Origin of the sequence: Streptomyces sp. NPDC012510, from assembly GCF_042955065.1 — a bacterium.
Taxonomy (GTDB): domain Bacteria; phylum Actinomycetota; class Actinomycetes; order Streptomycetales; family Streptomycetaceae; genus Streptomyces.
The window spans coordinates 58,964-81,425 of sequence record NZ_JBIBEN010000009.1 but is presented as its reverse complement, the minus strand read 5'-3'; the positions used below and the strand labels follow the sequence as shown (position 1 = coordinate 81,425).

General features: G+C 70.9%; 19 protein-coding genes. 12 read left to right on the top strand and 7 right to left on the bottom strand.

The window, feature by feature from the left end; genetic code table 11:
- Positions 1–21: 21 nt before the first annotated feature.
- Genes ACFY9I_RS18610 through ACFY9I_RS18600 form a run of 3 tightly spaced genes read right to left on the bottom strand, consistent with a single transcriptional unit; the run spans position 22 to position 3,582 of the window.
- Complete coding sequence (locus ACFY9I_RS18610; RefSeq protein WP_391002849.1) at positions 22–1,035, bottom strand: ABC transporter permease; 1,014 nt, start codon at positions 1,033–1,035, stop codon at positions 22–24.
- A complete protein-coding gene (locus tag ACFY9I_RS18605; RefSeq protein ID WP_391002847.1) occupies positions 1,028–2,068 on the bottom strand; it encodes an ABC transporter permease in 1,041 nt (346 codons plus the stop codon). The genes ACFY9I_RS18610 and ACFY9I_RS18605 overlap by 8 nt, the downstream gene beginning before the upstream one ends.
- Positions 2,065–3,582 (bottom strand): ATP-binding cassette domain-containing protein, encoded by a 1,518-nt coding sequence (locus ACFY9I_RS18600; protein WP_391002845.1) that lies wholly within the window; start codon positions 3,580–3,582, stop codon positions 2,065–2,067. The genes ACFY9I_RS18605 and ACFY9I_RS18600 overlap by 4 nt, the downstream gene beginning before the upstream one ends.
- Positions 3,583–3,839: 257 nt before the next feature.
- On the opposite strand from ACFY9I_RS18600, the gene rhaI reads away from it, so the two are divergent.
- From rhaI to ACFY9I_RS18565, 7 genes are all read left to right on the top strand, one after another.
- Positions 3,840–5,000: an L-rhamnose isomerase gene (gene rhaI / locus ACFY9I_RS18595; RefSeq protein ID WP_391002843.1), complete on the top strand. Its 1,161-nt coding sequence runs from the start codon at positions 3,840–3,842 to the stop codon at positions 4,998–5,000.
- A gap of 213 nt (positions 5,001–5,213) precedes the next feature.
- Positions 5,214–7,253 carry a bifunctional aldolase/short-chain dehydrogenase gene (locus ACFY9I_RS18590; RefSeq protein ID WP_391002841.1) on the top strand — a complete coding sequence of 680 codons (2,040 nt, stop codon included), beginning with the start codon at positions 5,214–5,216 and terminating at the stop codon, positions 7,251–7,253.
- The gene (locus ACFY9I_RS18585; protein ID WP_391002839.1) at positions 7,250–8,710 is read left to right on the top strand and encodes an FGGY-family carbohydrate kinase; all 1,461 of its coding nucleotides are present in this window, start codon (positions 7,250–7,252) and stop codon (positions 8,708–8,710) included. The genes ACFY9I_RS18590 and ACFY9I_RS18585 overlap by 4 nt, the downstream gene beginning before the upstream one ends.
- A 290-nt stretch (positions 8,711–9,000) precedes the next feature.
- Complete coding sequence (locus ACFY9I_RS18580; protein WP_391002837.1) at positions 9,001–9,756, top strand: heterodisulfide reductase-related iron-sulfur binding cluster; 756 nt, start codon at positions 9,001–9,003, stop codon at positions 9,754–9,756.
- A gap of 43 nt (positions 9,757–9,799) precedes the next feature.
- On the top strand, positions 9,800–11,338 hold the full coding sequence (locus ACFY9I_RS18575) for a LutB/LldF family L-lactate oxidation iron-sulfur protein (protein ID WP_391002835.1): 1,539 nt from the start codon (positions 9,800–9,802) through the stop codon (positions 11,336–11,338).
- A complete protein-coding gene (locus tag ACFY9I_RS18570; RefSeq protein WP_391002833.1) occupies positions 11,335–11,991 on the top strand; it encodes an LUD domain-containing protein in 657 nt (218 codons plus the stop codon). Before ACFY9I_RS18575 ends, ACFY9I_RS18570 begins: the two co-directional genes overlap by 4 nt.
- 407 nt (positions 11,992–12,398) lie before the next feature.
- Positions 12,399–13,193 (top strand): SAM-dependent methyltransferase, encoded by a 795-nt coding sequence (locus tag ACFY9I_RS18565; protein WP_391002832.1) that lies wholly within the window; start codon positions 12,399–12,401, stop codon positions 13,191–13,193.
- Positions 13,194–13,255: 62 nt separating this feature from the next.
- Here ACFY9I_RS18565 and ACFY9I_RS18560 read toward each other — a convergent pair whose 3' ends face one another.
- Positions 13,256–14,041 carry a UdgX family uracil-DNA binding protein gene (locus ACFY9I_RS18560; RefSeq protein ID WP_391002830.1) on the bottom strand — a complete coding sequence of 262 codons (786 nt, stop codon included), beginning with the start codon at positions 14,039–14,041 and terminating at the stop codon, positions 13,256–13,258.
- A 373-nt stretch (positions 14,042–14,414) separates the two neighbouring features.
- On the opposite strand from ACFY9I_RS18560, the gene ACFY9I_RS18555 reads away from it, so the two are divergent.
- Positions 14,415–14,858, top strand: a complete 444-nt coding sequence (locus tag ACFY9I_RS18555; RefSeq protein WP_391002828.1) for a transcriptional repressor — start codon at positions 14,415–14,417, stop codon at positions 14,856–14,858.
- Between the two features lie 21 nt (positions 14,859–14,879).
- On the top strand, positions 14,880–17,096 hold the full coding sequence (gene katG / locus ACFY9I_RS18550; RefSeq protein WP_391002826.1) for a catalase/peroxidase HPI: 2,217 nt from the start codon (positions 14,880–14,882) through the stop codon (positions 17,094–17,096).
- A gap of 294 nt (positions 17,097–17,390) precedes the next feature.
- On the opposite strand, the gene ACFY9I_RS18545 is transcribed toward katG, so the two are convergent.
- Positions 17,391–18,188, bottom strand: a complete 798-nt coding sequence (locus tag ACFY9I_RS18545; protein ID WP_391002824.1) for an SDR family NAD(P)-dependent oxidoreductase — start codon at positions 18,186–18,188, stop codon at positions 17,391–17,393.
- A gap of 67 nt (positions 18,189–18,255) precedes the next feature.
- Complete coding sequence (locus ACFY9I_RS18540; protein ID WP_391002822.1) at positions 18,256–19,023, bottom strand: IclR family transcriptional regulator C-terminal domain-containing protein; 768 nt, start codon at positions 19,021–19,023, stop codon at positions 18,256–18,258.
- Positions 19,024–19,144: 121 nt separating this feature from the next.
- Between ACFY9I_RS18540 and ACFY9I_RS18535 the strand changes: the two genes are divergently transcribed.
- The 3 genes from ACFY9I_RS18535 to ACFY9I_RS18525 all read left to right on the top strand — a co-directional run bounded on the left by ACFY9I_RS18535 (position 19,145) and on the right by ACFY9I_RS18525 (position 21,902).
- Positions 19,145–19,918 (top strand): SDR family oxidoreductase, encoded by a 774-nt coding sequence (locus ACFY9I_RS18535; RefSeq protein WP_391002820.1) that lies wholly within the window; start codon positions 19,145–19,147, stop codon positions 19,916–19,918.
- Between the two features lie 56 nt (positions 19,919–19,974).
- Positions 19,975–21,012, top strand: a complete 1,038-nt coding sequence (locus tag ACFY9I_RS18530) for an alcohol dehydrogenase catalytic domain-containing protein (protein ID WP_391002818.1) — start codon at positions 19,975–19,977, stop codon at positions 21,010–21,012.
- 191 nt (positions 21,013–21,203) lie between these two features.
- The gene (locus ACFY9I_RS18525) at positions 21,204–21,902 is read left to right on the top strand and encodes a DUF6215 domain-containing protein (RefSeq protein WP_391002816.1); all 699 of its coding nucleotides are present in this window, start codon (positions 21,204–21,206) and stop codon (positions 21,900–21,902) included.
- A 278-nt stretch (positions 21,903–22,180) separates the two neighbouring features.
- Here the strand turns inward: ACFY9I_RS18525 and ACFY9I_RS18520 are convergent, their stop codons facing one another.
- Positions 22,181–22,381, bottom strand: a complete 201-nt coding sequence (locus ACFY9I_RS18520; protein ID WP_391002814.1) for a DUF1737 domain-containing protein — start codon at positions 22,379–22,381, stop codon at positions 22,181–22,183.
- Positions 22,382–22,462 lie beyond the last annotated feature (81 nt).

Here is a 22,462-nt window from a genome sequence, read left to right as displayed (position 1 = left end):
CGGCGGTGGGGGCCCGGCCGTTCACGGGGCTGGAGTGGGCGCCTTGGTGACCGGCGCTGAGACCGCTCTGCGGCCGGCCCTGGCGACGGAGATCTGGCGTGCGACCCGGGGGCCGAGCACGGAGAGGACGAGCAGGACGCCGGTGACGACGATCTGCGACTGGGCGGAGACGTCCTGGAGGCTCATGACGTTCTGCAGGGTGCCGAGCAGGAACACTCCGGCGATCGCGCCGCCGAGGGTGCCCTTGCCGCCGTCGAAGTCGATGCCACCGAGCAACACGGCGGCGATGACGGAGAGTTCGAGCCCGGTCGCATTGTCGTAGCGGGCGCTGGCGTAGTGCAGGGCCCAGAAGATCCCGGTGAGGGAGGCCATCAGGCCGGTCACCGTGAAGAGGATCAGCTTCTGGCGCTTGACGCGGATGCCGGTGAAGCGTGCGGCCTCCTCGCTGGCGCCGATCGCGAACAGGGAGCGTCCGAACGGGGTGGCGTGCAGGGCGATCACGGCGATGACGAGCAGGAGCAGGAAGGGGATGAAGGCCTGCGGGACGAAGGAGTCCCCTATACGGCCGGCCGCGAAGTCCAGGTACTGCGCGGGGAAGTCGGTGACCGCGTCGGAGCCGAGCACGATCTGTGCGATGCCCCGGTACGCGGCGAGGGTACCGATGGTGACGGCGAGGGAGGACAGTCCGAGCCTGGTGACCAGCAGACCGTTGATCAGTCCGCAGACCACGCCGAGCAGCAGACAGATCGGGATGATCGCCTCGATGGTCATGCCCTGGTTCCACAGGGCGCCCATCACCGCGCCGGACAGTCCGGCGGTGGAGGCGACCGACAGATCGATCTCGCCGGAGACCACGAGGAGGGTCATCGGGAGGGCGATCAGCGCGATCGGCAGGGTGTTGCCGACGAGGAAGGACAGATTGAGCGCGTTGCCGAAGCCGTCGACGGTGGTGAAGGACAGCAGGAGCACGACGATCAGGAGGGAGCCGACAACCGTGTCCCAGCGGATCGCACGCGACAGGGTGGAGTCAGCCATGGCGGGCGTTCCTCTTCTTCAGGGCGGTCGCCACCCGCAGCGCGACCACACGGTCCACGGCGATGGCGAGGATGAGCAGGATGCCGTTGATCGCGAGCACCCAGACCGAACTGACGCCGAGGGCGGGCAGGACGCTGTTGATGGAGGTCAGCAGCAGGGCGCCGAGCGCCGCGCCGTAGACGCTGCCGGATCCGCCGGTGAAGACGACACCGCCGACCACGACCGCGCTGACGACGGTGAGTTCGTAACCGTTGCCGGTGCTTGAGTCGACGTTGCCGAAGCGGGCCAGGTACAGCGCTCCGGCGAGGCCGGCGAGGGCGCCGCAGAAGGTGTAGGCGACCAGGATCCGCTTGCGGACCGGGATGCCGGCGAGGCGGGCGGCCTCCGGGTTGGAGCCGAGCGCGTACAGCTCGCGGCCGCTGCCGAAGTGCTTCAGGTAGTACGCCGTCGCCACCAGCACCGCCAGGGCGATCAGCGCCAGGTACGGCACCGCGGAGATACCGCCGGAGCCGAAGTCGACGAACCCGTCGGGCAGGTCGGCCGCGGTGATCTGGCGGGAGCCGACCCAGATCGAGTCGATGCCGCGGATGATGTACAGCGTGCCGAGGGTGACGACGAGGGCGGGGACCTGGCCGAGGCTGACGAGCAGGCCGTTCAGCAGACCGAAGCCGATGCCCATCAGGACCGCGAGGAGCACGGCCACGACCGCGTTGCCGCCGCCCTGGAGATACGTACCGGCGGCGAAGGCGCTGATGCCGAGGGTGGAGCCGACCGACAGGTCGACGTTCCGGGTGATGACGACCAGTGACTGACCCACGGCTACCAGCACGAGGATGGTCGCGTTGAGCAGCAGGTCCTTGATGCCCTGCTCGGTGAGGAACTCGCTGTTGCCCAGCTGGGTGACGGCGATCATCACCAGGAAGACGACCAGGATGGCGAGTTCACGCATCTTGAAGACGCGGTCCACGAGCCGGGTGCCGCTGGACTTGGGCACCTCGGCGACGGGGGTGTTCTGAGGGGTGGTCACCGTCATGCGGCGGCCCTCCCGGTGGCTGCGGCCATCACGGATTCCTCGGTGGCTTCGGAGCGAGGGATCTCGGCGGTGAGCCGACCCTCGTGCATCACGAGCACGCGGTCGGCCATGCCGAGGATCTCGGGCAGGTCGGAGGAGATCATCAGCACGGCCACGCCGTCGGCGGCGAGCTGGCTGAGGAGGCGGTGCACCTCGGCCTTGGTCCCGACGTCGATGCCTCGGGTGGGCTCGTCGACGATCAGCACCTTCGGGCCGGTGGCGAGCCACTTGGCGAGGACGACCTTCTGCTGGTTGCCGCCGGACAGGGTCGAGACGGCGTCGGCGATCCGGGCGTACTTCACCTGGAGCTTGACCGCCCAGTCGAGGGAGCGGCTGCGCTCGGCGCCCCGGTCCACCAGGCCCGCCTTGACGGTCGTACGGAGTCCGGTGAGGCCGATGTTGCGCTCGATGGACATGTCCATCACCAGGCCCTGGGCCCGGCGGTCCTCGGGGACCAGGGCGAGTCCGGCGGCCATGGCGGTGGAGGGGGCGCCGTTGGTGAGCGGCCTGCCGTCGACGTCGACCTCGCCCGCGTCCCAGCTGTCGATGCCGAAGACGGCCCGTGCCACCTCCGTACGGCCGGCCCCGACGAGGCCGGCCAGGCCGACGATCTCGCCGCGGCGGACGTCGAAGGAGACATCGGTGAAGACGCCCTCGCGCGTCAACCGGCGGACGCTGAGCGCCACTTCGCCCGGCTCGACCTCCTGCTTGGGGTACAGCTCGTCCAGGTCGCGGCCGACCATGCGGCGGACCAGGTCGTCCTCGGTCATGCCGTCGACCGGTTCGCTGGAGATCCAGGCGCCGTCGCGCAGGGTGGTGACCCGCTGGCAGATCTGGAAGATCTCCTCCAGGCGGTGGGAGATGAAGAGGACGGCCGAGCCCTGCTCGCGCAGGGTGCGCACGACGCCGAAGAGCCGGGCCACCTCGCTGCCGGTGAGGGCCGCCGTCGGCTCGTCCATGATCAGGACGCGGGCGTCGAAGGAGAGCGCCTTGGCGATCTCCACGATCTGCTGGTCGGCGATGGACAGGCCGCGTGCCGGGCGGTCGGGGTCGAGTTCGACACCGAGCCGCTGCATCAGCGCCAGGGTCGCCGCGTGGGTGGCCTTGTGGTCGATGCGGCCGAGGGCGCGCCGGGGCCGGCGGCCCATGAAGATGTTCTCGGCGATCGAGAGATCGGGGAAGAGCGTGGGCTCCTGGTAGATCACGGCGATGCCCGCGTCCCGGGCGTCGGCCGGGCCGTGGAAGACCGTGGGCTCACCGTCGAGGAGCACCTGACCGGAGTCCGGTCGGTGCACCCCGGCGAGGCTCTTGATCAAGGTCGACTTGCCCGCGCCGTTCTCACCGGCGAGTGCGTGCACTTCGCCCGGGAACAGTTCGAGGGACACGTCTCGCAGGGCGCGTACGGCGCCGAAGGACTTGGAGATGCCCTGCAGAGCGAGAACGGGGGCCGGACCCTTGTCGGACCGGTGGGTCATGGGGGCTCCTCGACGACGGCCGGTGGCCAGCGGAAAGCTGCCTCACTGCGTCGTGAAAGGTTTCAACTTGGTTGCCGGGACGTTAGGCACCACACGCAGGTCACGTCAATGGGTCCCGGTCGAAATTTTTTCGATACGAGAGGTCACAACCAGGTCACGGACAGCAGGGTTGACCTGTGGGGTTGACAGTCCGGCGAGTCGCTCATAGTTTCCCGTTCTGAATCGTTTCAGACATCAAAGCCGGTAGGAGCCCTGACGTGACCGAGCTCGCCGCGGTGAAGGCCGCCCTCAAGACACAGGCCGTCGAGACGCCGTCATGGGCGTACGGAAACTCCGGAACCCGCTTCAAGGTCTTCGCCCAAGAGGGAGTTCCGCGCAACCCCTGGGAGAAGCTGGACGACGCCGGCAAGGTCCACGAGTTCACCGGCGTTGCCCCGACCGTGGCGCTGCACATCCCCTGGGACAAGGTGGACGACTACGCGGCGCTCGCCAAGCACGCGCAGGAGCGGGGCGTGGAGCTGGGCGCCATCAACTCCAACACCTTCCAGGACGACGACTACAAACTGGGCAGCATCTGCCATCCGGACGCGGCGATCCGCCGCAAGGCCGTCGACCACTTGTTGGAGTGCGTCGACATCATGGACGCAACCGGGTCGCGGGACCTGAAGCTGTGGTTCGCGGACGGTACGAACTATCCCGGCCAGGACGACATCCGTGAGCGGCAGGACCGGCTGGCCGAGGGCCTCGCCGAGGTCTACGAGCGGCTCGGGGACGACCAGCGGATGCTGCTGGAGTACAAGTTCTTCGAGCCGGCGTTCTACACGACCGATGTGCCGGACTGGGGCACCGCCTACGCCCACTGTCTGAAGCTCGGCCCGAAGGCGCAGGTCGTGGTCGACACCGGCCACCACGCGCCGGGGACGAACATCGAGTTCATCGTGGCGACGCTGCTGCGGGAGGGCAAGCTCGGGGCGTTCGACTTCAACTCGCGCTTCTACGCGGACGACGACCTCATGGTCGGGGCCGCCGACCCGTTCCAGCTCTTCCGGATCATGTACGAGGTGGTGCGCGGGGGTGGGTTCACTCCCGAGGTCGCGTTCATGCTCGACCAGTGCCACAACATCGAGGCGAAGATCCCGGCGATCATCCGGTCGGTGATGAATGTGCAGGAGGCCACGGCCAAAGCGCTGCTGGTTGACCGGGAGGCCCTTGCCGCTGCTCAGCGGGACGGGGATGTGCTCGAGGCGAACGCGGTGGTGATGGACGCGTACAACACGGATGTGCGGCCGTTGCTGCGGGAGGTGCGGGAGGAGATGGGGTTGGACCCCGAGCCGCTGAAGGCGTACCGCGCGTCCGGCTGGGCTTCGAAGATCGTCGCGGAGCGGGTCGGAGGAGAGCAGGCCGGTTGGGGCGCGTGACCGCTGCGCTGGGCTGAAGCCGATCTCGTCTGCCGGTTGACCGCCGGCTGCAGGCTGCGGGCCGGTTCGTGGCTGGTCGCGCCCACGCGGCGGTAGCCGCCAACGGACAGAGCCCCGCGCCCCTGAAGGGGCGCCGCAGTCCCCCTCGTGATGGAAGGGGCGCTGTATCCCCTCCCCCTCTTACTTACACGTCACCGTAAGGATTGATCGCACATGGCAACCCATCCCGAAGCCGCCGCTCTGCTGGCTCGTTCTCGTCGGCTCGGTGCCGATCCGCGGAACACCAACTACGCCGGTGGCAACGCGTCCGCCAAGGGCACCGACACCGATCCCGTCACCGGGGGTGATGTGGAGCTGATGTGGGTGAAGGGGTCCGGGGGCGACCTGAACACGTTGACCGAGGCCGGGCTGGCCGTGCTGCGGCTGGACCGGATGCGGGCGCTCGTCGACGTGTACCCGGGGGTGGAGCGCGAGGACGAGATGGTGGCCGCGTTCGACTACTGCCTGCACGGAAAGGGCGGTGCGGCGCCGTCGATCGACACCGCCATGCACGGGCTGGTCGATGCCGCGCACGTGGATCATCTGCACCCCGACTCCGGGATCGCGCTCGCCTGTGCGGCCGACGGGGAGAAGCTGACCGCCGAGTGTTTCGGGGACAGCGTGGTGTGGGTGCCGTGGCGACGGCCCGGGTTCCAGCTCGGGCTGGACATCGCCGCCGTGAAGCGGGAGAACCCGCAGGCCATCGGCTGTGTACTCGGCGGGCACGGGATCACCGCCTGGGGCGACACCGCCGAGGAGTGCGAGAAGAACTCGCTGCACATCATTCGTACGGCTGAGCGGTTCCTCGCCGAGCAGGGGAAGGCCGAGCCGTTCGGGCCCCTCCTCGAGGGATACACGGCGCCGGAGGGCGCGGAGCGCCGGGAGCGGGCGGCCGCGTTGGCGCCGTACGTGCGGGCCCTCGCCTCCCAGGACAAGCCGCAGGTCGGGCACTTCACCGACTCGGAGGTCGTGCTCGACTTCCTGGCGCGTGCCGAGCACCCGCGGCTCGCCGCCCTGGGAACCTCCTGCCCCGACCACTTCCTGCGTACGAAGGTCCGGCCGCTGGTGCTGGATCTTCCGCCGACCGCCGGCCTCGACGCGGCGATCGCCCGGCTGAAGGAGCTGCACGCCGAGTACCGCGAGGAGTACGCCGCCTACTACCAGCGGCACGCCGAGCCCGACTCGCCCGCCATGCGCGGCGCCGACCCGGCGATCGTGCTGATCCCGGGTGTGGGCATGTTCAGCTTCGGCAAGGACAAGCAGACCGCTCGGGTGGCGGGCGAGTTCTACGTCAACGCGATCAACGTGATGCGCGGCGCCGAGGCGGTGTCGACGTACGCGCCGATCGAGGAGTCGGAGAAGTTCCGCATCGAGTACTGGGCGCTGGAGGAGGCCAAGCTCCAGCGGATGCCGAAGCCGAAGCCGCTGGCGACGCGGGTCGCGCTCGTCACGGGTGCGGGGAGCGGGATCGGCAAGGCCATCGCGCACCGGCTGGTGGCCGAGGGGGCCTGTGTCGTCGTCGCCGATCTGAACGCCGAGAACGCCGTCGCCGTCGCCGAGGAGCTGGGCGGGGCCGACAAGGCCGTCGCCGTGACCGTCGACGTGACGGACGAGGGGCAGATCGGGGAGGCCTTCAAGGCCGCCGCGCTCGCCTTCGGCGGTGTCGATCTCGTCGTCAACAACGCGGGCATCTCCATCTCCAAGCCGCTGCTGGAGACGTCGGCGAAGGACTGGGATCTGCAGCACGACATCATGGCCCGTGGGTCGTTCCTGGTGTCGCGTGAGGCGGCCCGGGTCATGATCGCGCAGGGCCTGGGCGGCGACATCGTCTACATCGCCTCGAAGAACGCCGTCTTCGCCGGCCCCAACAACATCGCCTACTCCGCCACCAAGGCCGACCAGGCCCACCAGGTGCGGCTGCTGGCCGCCGAGCTGGGTGAGCACGGCATCCGCGTCAACGGGGTCAACCCCGACGGCGTGGTGCGGGGCTCCGGGATCTTCGCGGCGGGCTGGGGCGCCCAGCGCGCGGCGACCTACGGGATCGAGGAGGAGAAGCTGGGCGAGTTCTACGCCCAGCGGACCATCCTCAAGCGTGAGGTGCTGCCGGAGCACGTGGCCAACGCGGTGTTCGCGCTGACCGGCGGGGAGCTGACGCACACCACCGGTCTGCACGTCCCGGTCGACGCCGGCGTGGCCGCCGCCTTCCTCCGATGAGCACGAACGGGAGCGGGTCCGTGAAGTCGTACGCGGCGGTCGACCTCGGTGCGTCCAGCGGGCGTGTCATGGTCGGCCGTGCGGGGCGGGACTCGCTGGAGCTGATCGAGGCCCACCGGTTCCCGAACCGGCCGGTGCGGACGCCCGAGGGGCTGCGCTGGGGCGTCCTGTCGCTGTACGCGGGGGTGCTCGACGGGCTGAAGGCGGCCGGGCAGGTCGACTCCGTCGGCATCGACAGCTGGGCCGTCGACTACGGGCTGCTCGACGGTGACGGCGCCCTCCTGGGCAACCCGGTGCACTACCGGGACGCCCGCACCGAGGGTGTCGCGGAGAAGGTGTGGGCCACCGTGCCCGCCGCCGAGCTGTACGCGGCGACCGGGTTGCAGTACGCGCCCTTCAACACGCTGTACCAACTGGTCGCCGCCCGGTCGTCCGCCCAACTGGCTTACGCGAAACGGCTGTTGCTCATTCCCGATCTGCTGGCGTACTGGCTGACGGGAGAGATGGGTACCGAGCTGACGAACGCCTCCACGACGCAGCTGATCGACCCCCGGACCCGTGACTGGTCGCAGGACGTCGCGGACCGGCTGGGCATCGATCTCGGCCTGTTCGCACCGCTGCGGCAGCCCGGTGACCCGGCGGGCCTGCTGCGACCGGAGGTGCTGGAGGCCACGGGGCTCTCCGGCCCGGTTCCGGTGACGACGGTCGGGTCGCACGACACCGCTTCGGCGGTGTCGGCGGTCCCGGCCACCGGTGAGCGGTTCGCGTACATCTGTACGGGCACCTGGTCGCTGGCCGGCCTGGAGCTGGAGGCGCCGGTGCTGACCGAGGCGAGCCGGACGGCCAACTTCACCAATGAGCTGGGGCTCGACGGCACGGTCCGTTACCTCCGGAACATCATGGGTCTGTGGCTGCTCCAGGAGTGCGTACGGGAGTGGGGGGACCCCGATCTCGGTGAACTGCTGCGTGCCGCCGCGACGGTGCCCGCGCTGCGGTCGGTCGTGGACGCCGGGGACTCGGTGTTCCTCGCGCCCGGCCGGATGCCGGAGCGGATCGCCGGGGCGTGCCGGGATTCGGGGCAGCCCGTGCCCGGGACGCCCGCCGAGGTCACCCGCTGCATTCTCGACTCCCTCGCCCTCGCCCACCGGCGGGCCGTCACCGAGGCCCAGGCGCTGGCCGACCATCCCGTGGACGTCGTCCACATCGTCGGCGGCGGCACCCGCAACGCCCTGCTCTGCCAGCTCACCGCCGACGCCTGCGGACTGCCGGTGGTGGCCGGGCCGGCGGAGGCGGCGGCCTTGGGCAACGTCCTCGTCCAGGCCCGCACCCACGGTCTGGTGGGCGACCGGGCCTCGATGCGGGGCCTCCTCGCCCGCACCCAGCCACTGGTGCGGTACGAGCCGCAGGGCGACCCGGCGGCCTGGCGCGCGGCGGAAAGCCGGCTCACCGCACGGTGAACGAGGCCGGCCCCCGCGCCCATCGGTCGGCGGGACACGCCCCGCCGTGGATCGACGACGGTGCCGCCCTCGTCGTCGACCGGCGCGGGGGCTGTCCCCACCGTCGACCGGCGCGGGTTTCCCTGTCCGCCCATCGACGCGCGGGGCTGCCGTGCCGTGATCGGCGAGGGGGTTCCGTGCCTGATCGGCGCGCGGTTCCATGGCCGTAGTCGACGCGGGGGGCCTCTCGCCCTCCGCCCACTCCGCGTCGTACCCTGCACTCATCCGATGACCTATCCCAAGGAGCCGCGATGCGTGTCGCTCTGTTCCTGACCTGTGTCAACGACACGCTCTATCCGGACACCGGCCGCGCAGTGGTGAAACTGCTGACCAGGCTGGGTGTCGACGTCGACTTCCCGATGGGCCAGACCTGCTGCGGGCAGGCGCACTACAACACCGGATACCGCAGGGAGGCCGAGCCACTGGCCCGCCAGTTCTCCGATGTATTCCGCGAGTACGAGGCGATTGTGACGCCGTCCGGTTCCTGCGGGGCGATGGTGCGGGAGCTGTATCCCCGGATGGGCGAGAGGGCACGGACGGAGGGGCGCGGGGACACGCTCGCGCGGACCCTGGCACCGGTCGTGCCGAAGACGTACGAGCTGACGGAGTTCCTGGTGGACGTATTGGGGGTGACGGACGTCGGCGCGTACTACCCGCACAAGGTGACCTACCACCCGACGTGCCACGGGCTGCGTGGCCTCGGCCTCGGCGAGCGGCCCCGGCGGCTGCTCCAGGCCGTGAAGGGCCTGGAGCTGGTGGAACTGCCCGGCGCCGAGGAGTGCTGCGGCTTCGGCGGCACGTTCGCCCTGAAGAACTCCGATGTCTCGGCGGCGATGGGCGCTGACAAGGTGCGCAACGCCGAGTCGACGGGTGCCGAGGTGCTGTGCGCCGCCGACAACTCCTGCCTGATGCACATCGGCGGCACGATGACCCGGTTGCGGACGGCCCTGCGGCCCGTCCACATCGCGGAGATCCTGGCGAGCACGGAAGAGGAGCCGCCGGCATGAGCCGTCGTACGGACAGGACTGTCACGAGGGTCGGGGGGCGCGCATGAGCGGGACGTTCGTCGGGATGCCGGCGTTTCCCAAGGCCGCGCACGAGGCCGTGCACGACACGACGCTGCGCCGGAACCTCCGGCACGCCACCCACACCATCCGCGCCAAACGCGCGAACGCGGTCGCGGAGGTCTCCGACTGGGCCGCGCTGCGCGAGGCCGGCAAGCAGATCAAAGACCACACGCTCCGTCATCTGGACCGGTACCTGGTGCAGTTGGAGGAGTCCGTGACCGCTGCGGGCGGCACGGTCCACTGGGCCGCCGACGCGGACGAGGCCAACCGGATCGTGACGTACCTCGTCAAGGCGACCGGTGAGACGGAGGTCGTGAAGGTCAAGTCGATGGCGACGCAGGAGATCGGGCTGAACGAGGCGCTGGAGGCCGAGGGGATCCACGCCTACGAGACCGATCTCGCCGAACTGATCGTGCAGTTGGGCAAGGACCGGCCGTCGCACATCCTCGTCCCCGCGATCCACCGCAACCGGGGCGAGATCCGGGACATCTTCGCCCGGGAGATGAGCGAGTGGGGCCGCCCGGCCCCCGAGGGGCTGTCCGACACGCCGGCCGAGCTGGCGGAGGCCGCGCGGCTGCATCTGCGGGAGAAGTTCCTGCGTGCCAAGGTCGGCGTCTCCGGCGCCAACTTCATGGTCGCCGACACCGGAACCCTGGTCGTCGTGGAGTCCGAGGGCAACGGCCGGATGTGCCTCACCCTGCCGGAGACCCTGATCTCGGTCGTCGGTATCGAGAAGATCGTGCCGACCTGGCAGGACCTGGAGGTCTTCCTGCAGACCCTCCCCCGCTCCTCGACGGCCGAGCGGATGAACCCGTACACCTCCACCTGGACCGGCACCACGGACGAGGACGGGCCGAGCACCTTCCATCTCGTCCTCATCGACAACGGCCGCACCGACACGCTGGCCGACGAGGTAGGCCGTCAGGCCCTTCGCTGCATCCGCTGCTCGGCGTGTCTCAACGTCTGCCCGGTGTACGAGCGGGCGGGCGGCCACGCGTACGGCTCGGTGTACCCGGGCCCGATCGGCGCCATCCTCAGTCCGCAGCTCCGGGGCACGGCCAGCGAGATCGACTCCTCACTGCCGTACGCCTCGTCGCTGTGCGGTGCCTGCTACGAGGTGTGCCCGGTGGCCATCGACATCCCGGAGGTGCTGGTGCATCTGCGGGAGCGGGTCGTGCAGGGCGGTCCCGCGACGGAGAAGGGCCGCAAGGTCGTGCTCAAGCCCGCGAAGGGGCACGCCGCCGAGCGGGCGGCGATGCGCGCGGCACGCTGGGCGCTCGGCCGGCCCGGCGCGTTGCGCACCGGGCAGCGGCTCGCGTCCCGCACCCGCCGCCTCCATCCCCGTACGCTGCCCGGCCCAGGCAAGGCGTGGAGCGCAAGTCGCGACCTTCCCACGCTGCCGGCCGAGCCGTTCCGGGACTGGTGGCAGCGGACGAACGGCGGACGCACGGACAGCGGACGCACCGATGGCGGACGCACCGATGGCGGACGCACCGATGGCGGAAAGGACAGCGGCAAGTGAGCAGCAGGGATCTCATCCTGGGCCGGGTGCGGCGCGCGCTCGCCGACGTACGACGGGACGACAGGCCGTACGACCAGGCGGTTGACCGGGAATACCTCCGTGAACACGGCGGGCGGAGCGCCGCGGAGACGGTGGATCTGCTGGCCGAGAACCTGGCGGACTACCGGGCGATCGTGCACCGCACGGATGACGACGGGCTCGCCGGCCTCGTCGCCGGACTCCTGCGCGCTCACGGTTCGAAGACGGTGCTCGTGCCGCCGGGGCTGGAGGCGGCGTGGCTGGCGGGTGCGGCCGACGTGACCCGTGTACCGGACCGTGCGGAGAGCACCGCGCACGAGCTGGACGAGGTCCACAGTGTCGTCACCGCCTGCGCCCTCGCCGTCGCCGAGACCGGCACCATCGTCCTCGACGGCTCCCCCGACCAGGGCCGCCGCCGGATCACCCTCGTGCCGGACCACCACATCTGCGTCGTACGCGTACCGGAACAGGTCGTCTCCTCGGTGCCGCAGGCCCTCGAACGGCTCGACCCGACCCGCCCGTTGACCTGGATCTCCGGCCCGTCCGCCACCAGCGACATCGAGCTGGACCGGGTGGAGGGCGTGCACGGCCCGCGCACGCTGGAGGTGGTGCTGGTGACGGGGAGCGTGGACTGAACAGCGCCGGGGGGGGGGGGGGGGGGGGGGGGGGGGGGGGGGGGGGGGGGCGGGCGGGCGGCGGGGCGCGGGGGGGGGCGCGCCGCCCCGGCGGGCCCCCCGCGCGCCCCGCCCCCCCCCCCCCCCCCCCCCCCCCCCCCCCCCCCCCCCCCCCCCCCCGCCCCCGCCCCCCCCCCCCCCCCCCCCCCCCCCCCCCGGGCGCCGGACCGGTAGTCGGACGGCGCCCGTAGCCGTCCGAGCGCATCCGTACGGTCCCGTTCGTCCGGGAATCGTCGTCCCACCACGGCGGAGGCGAGGTCGGCCGGTTCTCGGCGGTGGACGGTCGCCCCGGAGGCGTTCCTCGATCACCCACGTGGCGATCTTGTTAGGTTGAGTGGCGACTGCACACATCAACACGGGGATTTCTCATGCCACTTGACCGTCCGATGATCAACAGCGACGTGCCGCACTCCGCCCGGATCTGGAACTACTGGCTCGGCGGCAAGGACTGCTACGAGATCGACCGGCAGGTCGGTGACGAGATACGCCGGATGAACCCCCAGATCGTCGACATCGCACGCACCCAGAGGGCGTTCCTGCGCCGCACGGTCACTCATCTGACCCAGGAGGTGGGCTTACGCCAGTTCCTCGACATCGGCACCGGGCTGCCCACGGTCGACAACACGCACGAGGTGGCCCAACGCCTGGCCGTCGACGCGCGGGTCGTCTACGTCGACCACGACCCGACCGTCCTCGCCCACGCCCACGCGCTGCTCACCAGTACGCCCGAGGGGGCCACCGCTTTCATCGACGCCGACCTGCGCGCACCGGACACCATCCTCGAACGCGCCGCCGTCACCCTGGACCTCACCCGCCCCGTCGGCCTCGTGCTGCTCGGCATCACCGCCCATGTGCCCGACGAGAGCGTGTACGGCGTGGTCGCCCGGCTTCTCGACGCCCTGCCCTCCGGCAGCCATCTGGTGCTGGGCGACAGCACGGAGGTGTACCGGCCGGAAGCGATGCGGGCGATGGTCGAGCACTGGAACGAGGCGAGCGACAACCCGCGTGTCAACCGCTCGCCGGAGCAGCTCACCCGCTTTTTCGACGGCCTGGAGATGCTGGAGCCGGGACTCGTGTCCGTGGCCCGGTGGCGGGCGGAGCGGACCGGCTCCGCCGAGCCGTGGGAGGTGGACTGCTTCGGCGGGGTGGCGCGCAAGCCGTAGCCTCAGCGCGGCGTAGTCACCCCGGAGAACCGTGGACGTCCGTGGGCGCGTGCACCCGGCCGTCACGGCACAGTCTTGGCCAAAGCTTCGGCGGCCACCCTCAGATCCGACACCAGCCCCGCGTAGGCGCCCTCGCGGTCGTCGGCGCGGAGCACGGCCGAGGGGTGGAGCGTGGCGACCGCGTAGGGACGGTCGTCCGCCGCCGCGGTCCTCGGTCCGTCAGGGGGCAGGGGCAGCAGGGCGCCGCGGTCCTTGGTGACCCGGAAGGAGTTGCCGAGCAGCGCCTTGGCCGCGGTCGCGCCGAGGGCCACCACGACCTCGGGACGCACCAGACGCAGCTCGGCGCGCAGCCACGGGTGGCAGGCCGCGACCTCGCGCAGGTCGGGCGCCTTGTGGATGCGGCGTTTTCCGCCGCCCTGGGGCCGGGTGAACTTGAAGTGCTTGACGGCGTTGGTCACATAGGCCGTGTCCATGTCGATCCCGGCCTCATCCAGCGCCCGCCGCAGCAGCCGACCGGCGGGGCCGACGAAGGGCTCGCCCTGGCGGTCCTCCTGATCGCCCGGCTGTTCACCGACCAGAAGGATCCGCGCGGACTCGTTCCCCTTGCCGAAGACCGTCTGGGTGGCGTCCTCGTGAAGGGGGCAGCCACGGCAGTCGGCCGCTGCCCGGCGGTGGGCGGCGAGACCGCCACTGCTCGGCAGATACGGCTCGGCGTCGTAGCCCTGGGGGCCTCGGTCGACGGCTTCGGCCGGGCGACCACGCTTCGTGGGGCCGGCGCCTTCAGCGGTTCGAGCGCGCTCGGCCTTGCGGGTACGCCTGGTGGTGCGCGCGTGCTCGGTGGGGGCCATCCGAGGCCACCTCCTTCACCGGGAGGATGCCGGAGCGGTGCGCCGGGCAGCCGGCTCGGAACACGTTCCCGGGTACCCGCTCCGTTCCGGATGCACCCTGGATCCGCCGGTTCGGGCCACCCTCCGACACCGCGACCGTCGTCCTGTTCCTCCCCGGGCCATGGCGGCGCGCCGGGCGGTGCGCCGGGCGGCGCGGTCGGCCTTTTCGCCCGGAGAAGCCGCGCCCCGGGCGTGCTCGCCCCGTGACCAGGCACGCCTGACCTCGTTGGCGCGAACGAGTCGCCGTGCGGTCACGGACGTGTCGGAGAGGTCAGCAAACTTGGGCTCTTCGTTTTCTTGAACTATTCGTGTTTATGGCGGTAGGTTGTTCGCCATGACCGCGTCCCAGCCCCCGAACACCGCCGATGAGCTGCGTGGTGCCGGCCTGCGGGTGACGGCCGCGCGCGTCGCGCTGCTGGACACCGTCCGGCACGGCGACCATCTCGGCGTCGAAGCGATCGCCTCGGGCGTACGCGATCGTGTCGGCCATATCTCCCTCCAAGCCGTGTACGAGGCGCTGAACGCGCTCGCCGACGCCGGCCTCGTACGCCGTATCGAACCCCCCGGCAGTCCGGCCCTGTACGAGGGTCGTGTCGGGGACAACCACCACCACCTCGTGTGCCGCTCGTGCGGTGCTGTGGTCGACGTCGACTGCGCGGTCGGGCATGCCCCGTGCCTGACCGCCTCCGACGACCAGGGCTTCGCGATCGACGAGGCCGAGGTCATCTACTGGGGCCTGTGCCCCGCGTGTTCCGAAGTCAGCAGTTCAGCACTGTGATCCACCCCCGGAAGGACTCTCATGACTGAGAACCACGACGCGATCGTCACGGACGCGAAGCCCGAGGAGACGGGAGGCTGCCCGGTCGCCCACGGGCGCGCCGCGCACCCGACCCAGGGCGGCGGGAACCGTCAGTGGTGGCCGGAACGGCTCAACCTGAAGATCCTCGCCAAGGACCCCGTCGTGGCGAACCCGCTCGGTGAGAAGTTCGACTACGCCGAGGCGTTCAACAACCTCGACCTCGCGGCGGTGAAGCAGGACATCGCCGAGGTGCTGACCACCTCGCAGGACTGGTGGCCGGCCGACTTCGGCAACTACGGCCCGCTGATGATCCGCATGGCCTGGCACAGCGCCGGTACGTACCGCATCAGCGACGGCCGTGGTGGCGGCGGTCGCGGTCAGCAGCGCTTCGCGCCGCTGAACAGCTGGCCGGACAACGGCAACCTCGACAAGGCCCGCCGTCTGCTGTGGCCGGTCAAGAAGAAGTACGGCCAGTCCATCTCCTGGGCCGACCTCATGATCCTCACCGGTAACGTCGCCCTGGAGCAGATGGGCTTCGAGACCTTCGGCTTCGGCGGCGGCCGTGCCGACGTCTGGGAGGCCGACGAGGACGTCTACTGGGGTCCCGAGACCACCTGGCTCGACGACCAGCGCTACACCGGCGACCGCGAGCTGGAGAACCCGCTCGGCGCCGTCCAGATGGGCCTCATCTACGTCAACCCGGAGGGCCCGAACGGCAACCCGGACCCGCTCGCCGCGGCCCGCGACATCCGCGAGACCTTCCGTCGTATGGCGATGAACGACGAGGAGACCGTCGCCCTCATCGCCGGTGGCCACACCTTCGGCAAGACCCACGGCGCCGGCCCGGCCGACGCGGTGGGCAACGACCCCGAGGCCGCCTCCATGGAGGAGCAGGGCCTCGGCTGGAAGTCCACCCACGGCACCGGCAAGGGCGGCGACGCCATCACCTCCGGTCTGGAGGTCACCTGGACCGCCACGCCGACCCAGTGGAGCAACGGGTTCTTCAAGAACCTCTTCGAGTACGAGTACGAGCTGACGGAGTCCCCGGCCGGCGCCAAGCAGTGGGTGGCCAAGGACGCCGAGGCGATCATCCCCGACGCGCACGACCCGTCGAAGAAGCGCCTCCCCACGATGCTCACCACCGACCTGTCGCTCCGCTACGACCCGATCTACGCGGAGATCTCGCGCCGCTTCTACGAGAACCCGGACCAGTTCGCGGACGCCTTCGCCCGCGCCTGGTTCAAGCTGACCCACCGTGACATGGGCCCGAAGTCGCTGTACCTCGGCCCGGAGGTCCCGGCGGAGACGCTGATCTGGCAGGACCCGCTGCCGCAGGCCGAGGGCGAGGCCATCGACGCCGCCGACATCGCGGCGCTCAAGGCCAAGCTGCTCGCCTCCGGTCTGACCGTCTCCCAGCTCGTGTCCACCGCGTGGGCGTCGGCCTCCACCTTCCGCGCCAGTGACAAGCGGGGCGGCGCCAACGGCGCCCGTATCCGTCTGGAGCCGCAGCGCGGCTGGGAGGTCAACAACCCGGACGAGCTGCGTCACGTCCTGAGCGTCCTGGAGGGCGTCCAGGCCGAGTTCAACGCCGGCGCCAGGAAGGTCTCCCTGGCCGACCTGATCGTCCTCGGCGGTGCCGCCGCGGTCGAGAAGGCCGCCAAGGACGCCGGCCACGACGTCGAGGTGCCCTTCACCCCGGGCCGCGTGGACGCGACCGAGCAGCACACGGACGTGGAGTCCTTCGCCGCGCTGGAGCCGACGGCCGACGGGTTCCGCAACTACCTGGGCAAGGGCAACCGCCTCCCCGCCGAGTACCTGCTGCTCGACAAGGCGAACCTGCTCTCGCTGAGCGCCCCCGAGATGACGGTCCTCGTCGGTGGTCTGCGTGTCCTGGGCGCCAACCACGCCCAGTCCGCGCACGGCGTCTTCACCGACACCCCGGGCGTGCTCACCAACGACTTCTTCGTCAACCTGCTCGACCTGGGCACGACCTGGAAGTCCACGTCCGCCGACCAGACCCTCTTCGAGGGCCGTGACGCGGACTCCGGCGAGGTCAAGTGGACCGGCACCCGTGCCGACCTCGTCTTCGGCTCCAACTCCGAGCTCCGTGCCCTCGCCGAGGTCTACGCGAGCGACGACGCGAAGGAGAAGTTCGTGAAGGACTTCGTCGCGGCCTGGGCCAAGGTCTCCGACCTGGACCGCTTCGACCTGGTCTGATCGTCTCGATCACGGCGTCCGGGTCGGCCCCTCGTGGGCCGGCCCGGACGTTTTCGCGTTGAATGCCCTGCTCCACGAGATCGTCCGGCTGGGTCACATCGACCGGGACTTCATCGAGGCCCGCACCGTCGGCCACGAGGAGCTGACCGGGCAGGTCGGCGCCTGCACACCCGAGTGGGCCGCGGGTGTCTGTGACGTTCCGGCGGCCCGGATCACCGAGGCCGCGGTCACCGCCCCGGGCGGCGAACGAGGTCACCCTCACCGCCTGGGACCCCGCCTCGAAACAGCCGCTGTTCAAGACGGCCGCCGCGGCCCTGGCGCCGGCCGTCCCCCGGACCACCCCGACGACGTGGGAGCGATGACGAGCTCCTCGACGACCGTGCGAGGCGGGAGCGTGGCGCACAGCAGTACGGCCCGGGCCACGTCCTTGGGCCGCACCATGGCGGCGCGCCGCTCCTCGCTCGGCGGTTGCGGGCGGCTGTCCAGGACCGGGGTGTCGACCTCGCCGGGCAGGATGCAGGTGGCGCGGACCAGGTCGTCCCCGAAGGTGTTGCGCAGATAGGTCATGAAGGAGCGCACGCCCGCCTTGGCCGCGCCGTACGGGGCTCCGCCGAGGGAGGTGGGCCGTATCGCGGCGAGCGAGGAGATCGTTATGATCGAGCCTCCGCCGCGTTCCACCATGTCCGGCAGGACAGCCCGGGTGAGCAGATAGACCCCGGTGAGGTTGACGCCGAGGACGGCGTTCCACTCGTCCTCACCGAGCCGGCGGACATCGCCCTCGTGGCCGGCACCGCCCGCGTTGTTGACGAGGATGTCCACGGGGCCGGCGACCTCCCGGGTCCGCTCGACCAACTCCCGTACGTCGTCGGCCTTGTCCACATGGGCGGGGTGGACGACCGCTCTGCCCCCGGCGCCCTCGACCACGGCGGCGACCTCGGCCAGGAGGTGCGGCCTGCGTCCGACGAGGACCACCGTCGCGCCCTCCTCGGCGAGCATCAGCGCCGTCGCCCGGCCGATGCCGGTTCCGGCTCCGGTGACGAGGGCGGTCCTGCCGTCGAGCAGTCCTGTCCGCCTTCCCTCCGGGTTTCCCATCTCCGTCCGCCTCTCAGCCGTAACTCACCCGCAGCGCTGGGTAGTTCACCGTGAAGGCGGAGCGGGGTCAACGGGCGGGCAGCCGCACGCCCAACTCGGCCGCCGCGGACCGCAGCAGCGGGACCATGGCCACGAGATCGTCCATGGTCCGGCGGAACGCGGGAGCGGCGGTGGAGAGGGCGGCGAAGACCGTGCCGTCGGGCCGCAGGATCGGGACCGCCACGGCGCGCAGGCCGGGGTGGTGCTCCTCGTCGGCGGTGGCGTAACCGAGTTCGGCGGCGCGGGCGACCTGGGCGCGCAGGACGTCGCGGTCGGTAATGCTGTTCGGTCCGTGCGGAGTGAGTTCGACCCAATCCAGGAGGTCGGCGCGTACGTCGCCGGGGGCGAAGGCCATGAGGATCTTGCCCATCGAGGTGCAGTGCAGCGGGCCGTGGCGGCCCGGGTCGCTGCGGACACCGACCGGGAGGGGACCGTCCACATAGTGCACGTACAGATGGCGGGTGCCGTCGAGGACGGACATCAGGGTGGCCTCCTCGGTCTGCCGCGTCACGCGCTGCATCACGGGGAGGGCGGTGCCGGCGAATCCGTACACCTGGCCCGCCTGCTGGCCGAGCCGGAAGAGTTGGAGACCCGGTTTGTAGCGCTTGCCGTCGGGCTCGAACTCCACAAGGCCCTCGCGGCAGAGGGAGTTGACCAGCCGGTGGGCCGTACTGACGGCGACGCCGCTGGCGCGGGCCAGTTCGGACAGGGTGATGCCGTGCGGGTGTTCGCCGACCAGGACGAGCAGCCGGATCGCCCGTCCGACCACATCCGTGGGTACCTCGCTGCCGCTCACAGCGGCAAATTACCACTGGGTGGAAAACCCTCCCACGGTTGACATCGGCTACCCGCCGCACCGACCATGGATTTCCATTGAGCAGATACCTTTCCCATTCAGTGGGAAAATGGGGGCCTAGATGACAAGCCATCCCCTTTTCGACGTCACCGGAAAGGTCGCCCTGGTCACCGGGTCCAGCCGGGGTATCGGCCGGGCGCTGGCGGCGGGGCTGCTGGAGGCCGGCTGCACGGTGGTGCTCAACGGGCGGGACGCCGTCGCCCTGGAGCGCACCCGCGAGGAGCTGGCCGGGACGTTCGGCGAGGCGGTGCTCACGGAGGCCTTCGACGTCACCGACTCCGCCGCGGTGGCCGCCGCCGTCGCCCGGATCGAGGACCGGACCGGACCGATCGACATCCTGGTCAACAACACCGGTGCCCAACACCGAGCCCCTTTCGCCGACTTCACCGACGAGGACTTCCGCGGTCTGCTCGACACCAACCTCACCAGCGCCTTCCTCGTGGGCCGTGAGGTCGCCCGCCGTATGGTGCCCCGGGGCCACGGAAAGATCGTCAACATCTGTTCGCTGCAGAGCGAGGCGGTACGCCCGGGTATCGCGCCCTACGCGGCGACCAAGGGCGGACTGAAGATGCTCACCAAGGGCATGTGCGCCGACCTCGGACCGCACGGCATCCAGGTCAACGGCATCGGACCGGGCTACTTCGAGACTGAGCTGACCTCGGCCCTGGTCGCGGACGAGGAGTTCAGCGCGTGGGTGCGGGGGCGGACCCCGGCCGGCCGCTGGGGCAAGGTCGAGGACCTGGTCGGCACCCTGCTCTTCCTCTCCTCCTCCGCCTCGGACTTCGTCAACGGGCAACTGCTGTACGTCGACGGCGGCATGCTGTCCGTGCTGTGACCGGGCCGGTCCCCCACCCGGCCCTCCCGGGCCGCCCAACAACTTACGGAGTCCCCATGCACGCGTGCGTTGTCCACGGAGCCGGCGATCTCCGCGTCGAGGAGCGGCCCTACGCCGGTCCGGCGCCCGGTGAGGTCGCGGTGGCCGTCGCGCTCGGCGGGATCTGCGGTAGCGATCTGCACTACTACCACCGGGGCCGAGTCGGTGATTTCGCCGTGAGCGAGCCGATGGTGCTCGGCCATGAGGTGGTCGGCCATGTCGCGGCCCTCGGGCCCGGGGTGGAGGGGCCCGCCGCTCCGGCGGTGGGCACGGCCGTCGCGGTCCACCCCGCCACGCCCTGCGGGGTCTGCCCGGAGTGCGCCCACGACCGGCGCAACGTCTGCGCCCACACCCGTTATCTGGGCAGCGCCGCCCACACCCCGCACGTCCAGGGCGGTTTCGCCCAGCTCATCACCGTCCCCGCAGGCCAGATCCGGGCGCTGCCGCCAGGGCTGAGCCTGCGCCGGGCCGTGCTCGCCGAGCCGCTGTCCGTGGCGTTGCACGCGGTGCGCCGGGCGGGCGAGGTGCGGGGCAAGCGCGTGCTGGTGACCGGGGCCGGCCCGATCGGCTGCCTGGTCGTCGCGGCGCTGCGGCACGGCGGCGCCGCCGAGATCGTGGTCAGCGACCTGCACGACGAACCGCTGCGGATCGCCGGCGAGATGGGCGCCACCGCCACCGTGCGGGCGGACCGGCCGGGCGATCCCGCCTGGGCCCGTGTCTTCGACATCGCCGTGGAGGCGTCCGGGGCACCGGCGGGACTGCGCGCCTGCGTGGAGCGGGCGCGACGCGGCGGCACCGTGGTCATGCTCGGGCTGCTGCCGCCCGGCGAGATCGGGCTGTTGGGCAATGTCGCGGTCACCCGTGAGCTCGAACTGCGCGGGTCCTTCCGCTTCGACACCGAGTTCGACGAGGCCCTGTCCCTGCTGGCCCAGGACCTGCACGTCGACCCGGTGGTGACCCACACCTTCCCCCTGGAGCGGGCCGTCGTCGCGTTCGACACCGCTCAGGACCGCACCGTCGCCTCCAAGGTGCTGCTGAACCTGTCCGAGCGGTAGAGAGCGGGGCGTTCCAATCACGCCTCGGCCTCACGATGTCCACCCCGCCTCGGCTTCGCGATGTCCACCCCGCCTCGGCCTCGCGGTTCCATTCCGCCCGCGAATCCCATTTCCCCTCGAAAACACGAGCAGTTAGGCTCCACCAGCGCACGGGGGGCGTGTGCACATCAAAGCGCGGCAAGGTGGGGGAGATGACCGACGCATTGGCCGATTCCAGAGAGGGCGGCAGCACGGGGGCCCAGGTGTTCGCGGCGGTCGCGGCGGTCGGGGCGCTCGTGGGGGGAATGTGGTACCTGCCGGACATCCTGGATCAGACGCCTTCCACCCTGGGGCCAGCCGCCTGCTCGTCCTCGGACGACGCCTCGCCGGCGCCACGGGGCAAGGTCTCCGGTGCCCGGTTGTGCACCGCGCTCAACCGTCCCGACCTGCCGAAGCTCCTCGGCACGCCCACCGAGCAGGCGGTGTCCGCGTCGGGCAGCGAAAGGGAGTCCACCTGGGCCGGCGGCACCAAGACCGTCACCCCTGAGGCGACCGTCGAGCTGCAGACCTACAGCGTGGAACTCTCGGCGTCCCACGACGACCTGCCCGTCGCCGAGATGGCCGAGTACCTGGACCACACCGCCCAGACCAAGACGGTCCTGGGGCACCCGGCGGTCCTCTACTCGGGCCGGACCATCTCCATTTCGTTCCGGCTCGACGGCAGCGACGCCAACTCCGGCCCCGGCGGTGTCGCCCGACGCCTGCTGGTCGCCGGCGACCCGAAGGACAACGGCGACACCTACGAGCTCGTCATCTGGCGCCAGGACGCCCTGACACCCGACGACCAGGCGTTGTTCCGTGTCGCCGAGAAGGTACTGCCGACGCTCCCGGGCTGGAGGTCCGCCGGCTGACGGGTGGGCGACGAGACTCGGCCGGCCGGGACGGGCGACGCGGTGCGTACGGCGATGCCGAAGGCCCCGATCGCGACCGAGCCCCGTCGCGCCGAGCCCCGTCGCGACCGAGGCGGCGCCGCGTCCGGGTGGGCCGCCCTCGAGAGCGCGTCCTCACGGCAAGCGGCCGCGGAGGTTCGATGTCGGTGTTCGGGGTCTTCCGCGCGGGTGTCCGGGGCTGGCGGCACGGAGGGGAAACCAGCAGTAGTGCCGCACGTCACGCCTGAACACGAACACCGCTACGCACCGGGGTTCGATGCCCCCGTCGGCCAGACCAGCGCCTGCGCGACGATGACGCTCTCACCGTTGAAGGTGACGGCGGGGCCTTCGTGCAGCTCGTAGCCGAGGTCCAACGCTTCGCTCACCCGCCGGCAGAACGTGGAGTCGTCCGGGCCGGTCAGAACTCGGTAGAGCGGTAATCCGTCAGGTGGTGTGCTCATGGGAAGCATGATCCCAGACCGTGGTGAACACGGCGCCCGCTCACGGGGTTCCGCTCCTCGATCCGACGGGTCGGCACTGAG

What these genes read in the sequence shown, in the direction of transcription:
- ACFY9I_RS18610 (WP_391002849.1), bottom strand. Translation starts at nt 1,035, where the DNA reads ATGGCTGACTCCACCCTGTCGCGTGCGATCCGCTGGGACACGGTTGTC.
- ACFY9I_RS18605 (WP_391002847.1), bottom strand. Translation starts at nt 2,068, where the DNA reads ATGACGGTGACCACCCCTCAGAACACCCCCGTCGCCGAGGTGCCCAAG.
- ACFY9I_RS18600 (WP_391002845.1), bottom strand. Translation starts at nt 3,582, where the DNA reads ATGACCCACCGGTCCGACAAGGGTCCGGCCCCCGTTCTCGCTCTGCAG.
- ACFY9I_RS18590 (WP_391002841.1), top strand. Translation starts at nt 5,214, where the DNA reads ATGGCAACCCATCCCGAAGCCGCCGCTCTGCTGGCTCGTTCTCGTCGG.
- ACFY9I_RS18585 (WP_391002839.1), top strand. Translation starts at nt 7,250, where the DNA reads ATGAGCACGAACGGGAGCGGGTCCGTGAAGTCGTACGCGGCGGTCGAC.
- ACFY9I_RS18580 (WP_391002837.1), top strand. Translation starts at nt 9,001, where the DNA reads ATGCGTGTCGCTCTGTTCCTGACCTGTGTCAACGACACGCTCTATCCG.
- ACFY9I_RS18575 (WP_391002835.1), top strand. Translation starts at nt 9,800, where the DNA reads ATGAGCGGGACGTTCGTCGGGATGCCGGCGTTTCCCAAGGCCGCGCAC.
- ACFY9I_RS18565 (WP_391002832.1), top strand. Translation starts at nt 12,399, where the DNA reads ATGCCACTTGACCGTCCGATGATCAACAGCGACGTGCCGCACTCCGCC.
- ACFY9I_RS18560 (WP_391002830.1), bottom strand. Translation starts at nt 14,041, where the DNA reads ATGGCCCCCACCGAGCACGCGCGCACCACCAGGCGTACCCGCAAGGCC.
- ACFY9I_RS18555 (WP_391002828.1), top strand. Translation starts at nt 14,415, where the DNA reads ATGACCGCGTCCCAGCCCCCGAACACCGCCGATGAGCTGCGTGGTGCC.
- katG (WP_391002826.1), top strand. Translation starts at nt 14,880, where the DNA reads ATGACTGAGAACCACGACGCGATCGTCACGGACGCGAAGCCCGAGGAG.
- ACFY9I_RS18545 (WP_391002824.1), bottom strand. Translation starts at nt 18,188, where the DNA reads ATGGGAAACCCGGAGGGAAGGCGGACAGGACTGCTCGACGGCAGGACC.
- ACFY9I_RS18535 (WP_391002820.1), top strand. Translation starts at nt 19,145, where the DNA reads ATGACAAGCCATCCCCTTTTCGACGTCACCGGAAAGGTCGCCCTGGTC.
- ACFY9I_RS18530 (WP_391002818.1), top strand. Translation starts at nt 19,975, where the DNA reads ATGCACGCGTGCGTTGTCCACGGAGCCGGCGATCTCCGCGTCGAGGAG.
- ACFY9I_RS18525 (WP_391002816.1), top strand. Translation starts at nt 21,204, where the DNA reads ATGACCGACGCATTGGCCGATTCCAGAGAGGGCGGCAGCACGGGGGCC.
- ACFY9I_RS18520 (WP_391002814.1), bottom strand. Translation starts at nt 22,381, where the DNA reads ATGAGCACACCACCTGACGGATTACCGCTCTACCGAGTTCTGACCGGC.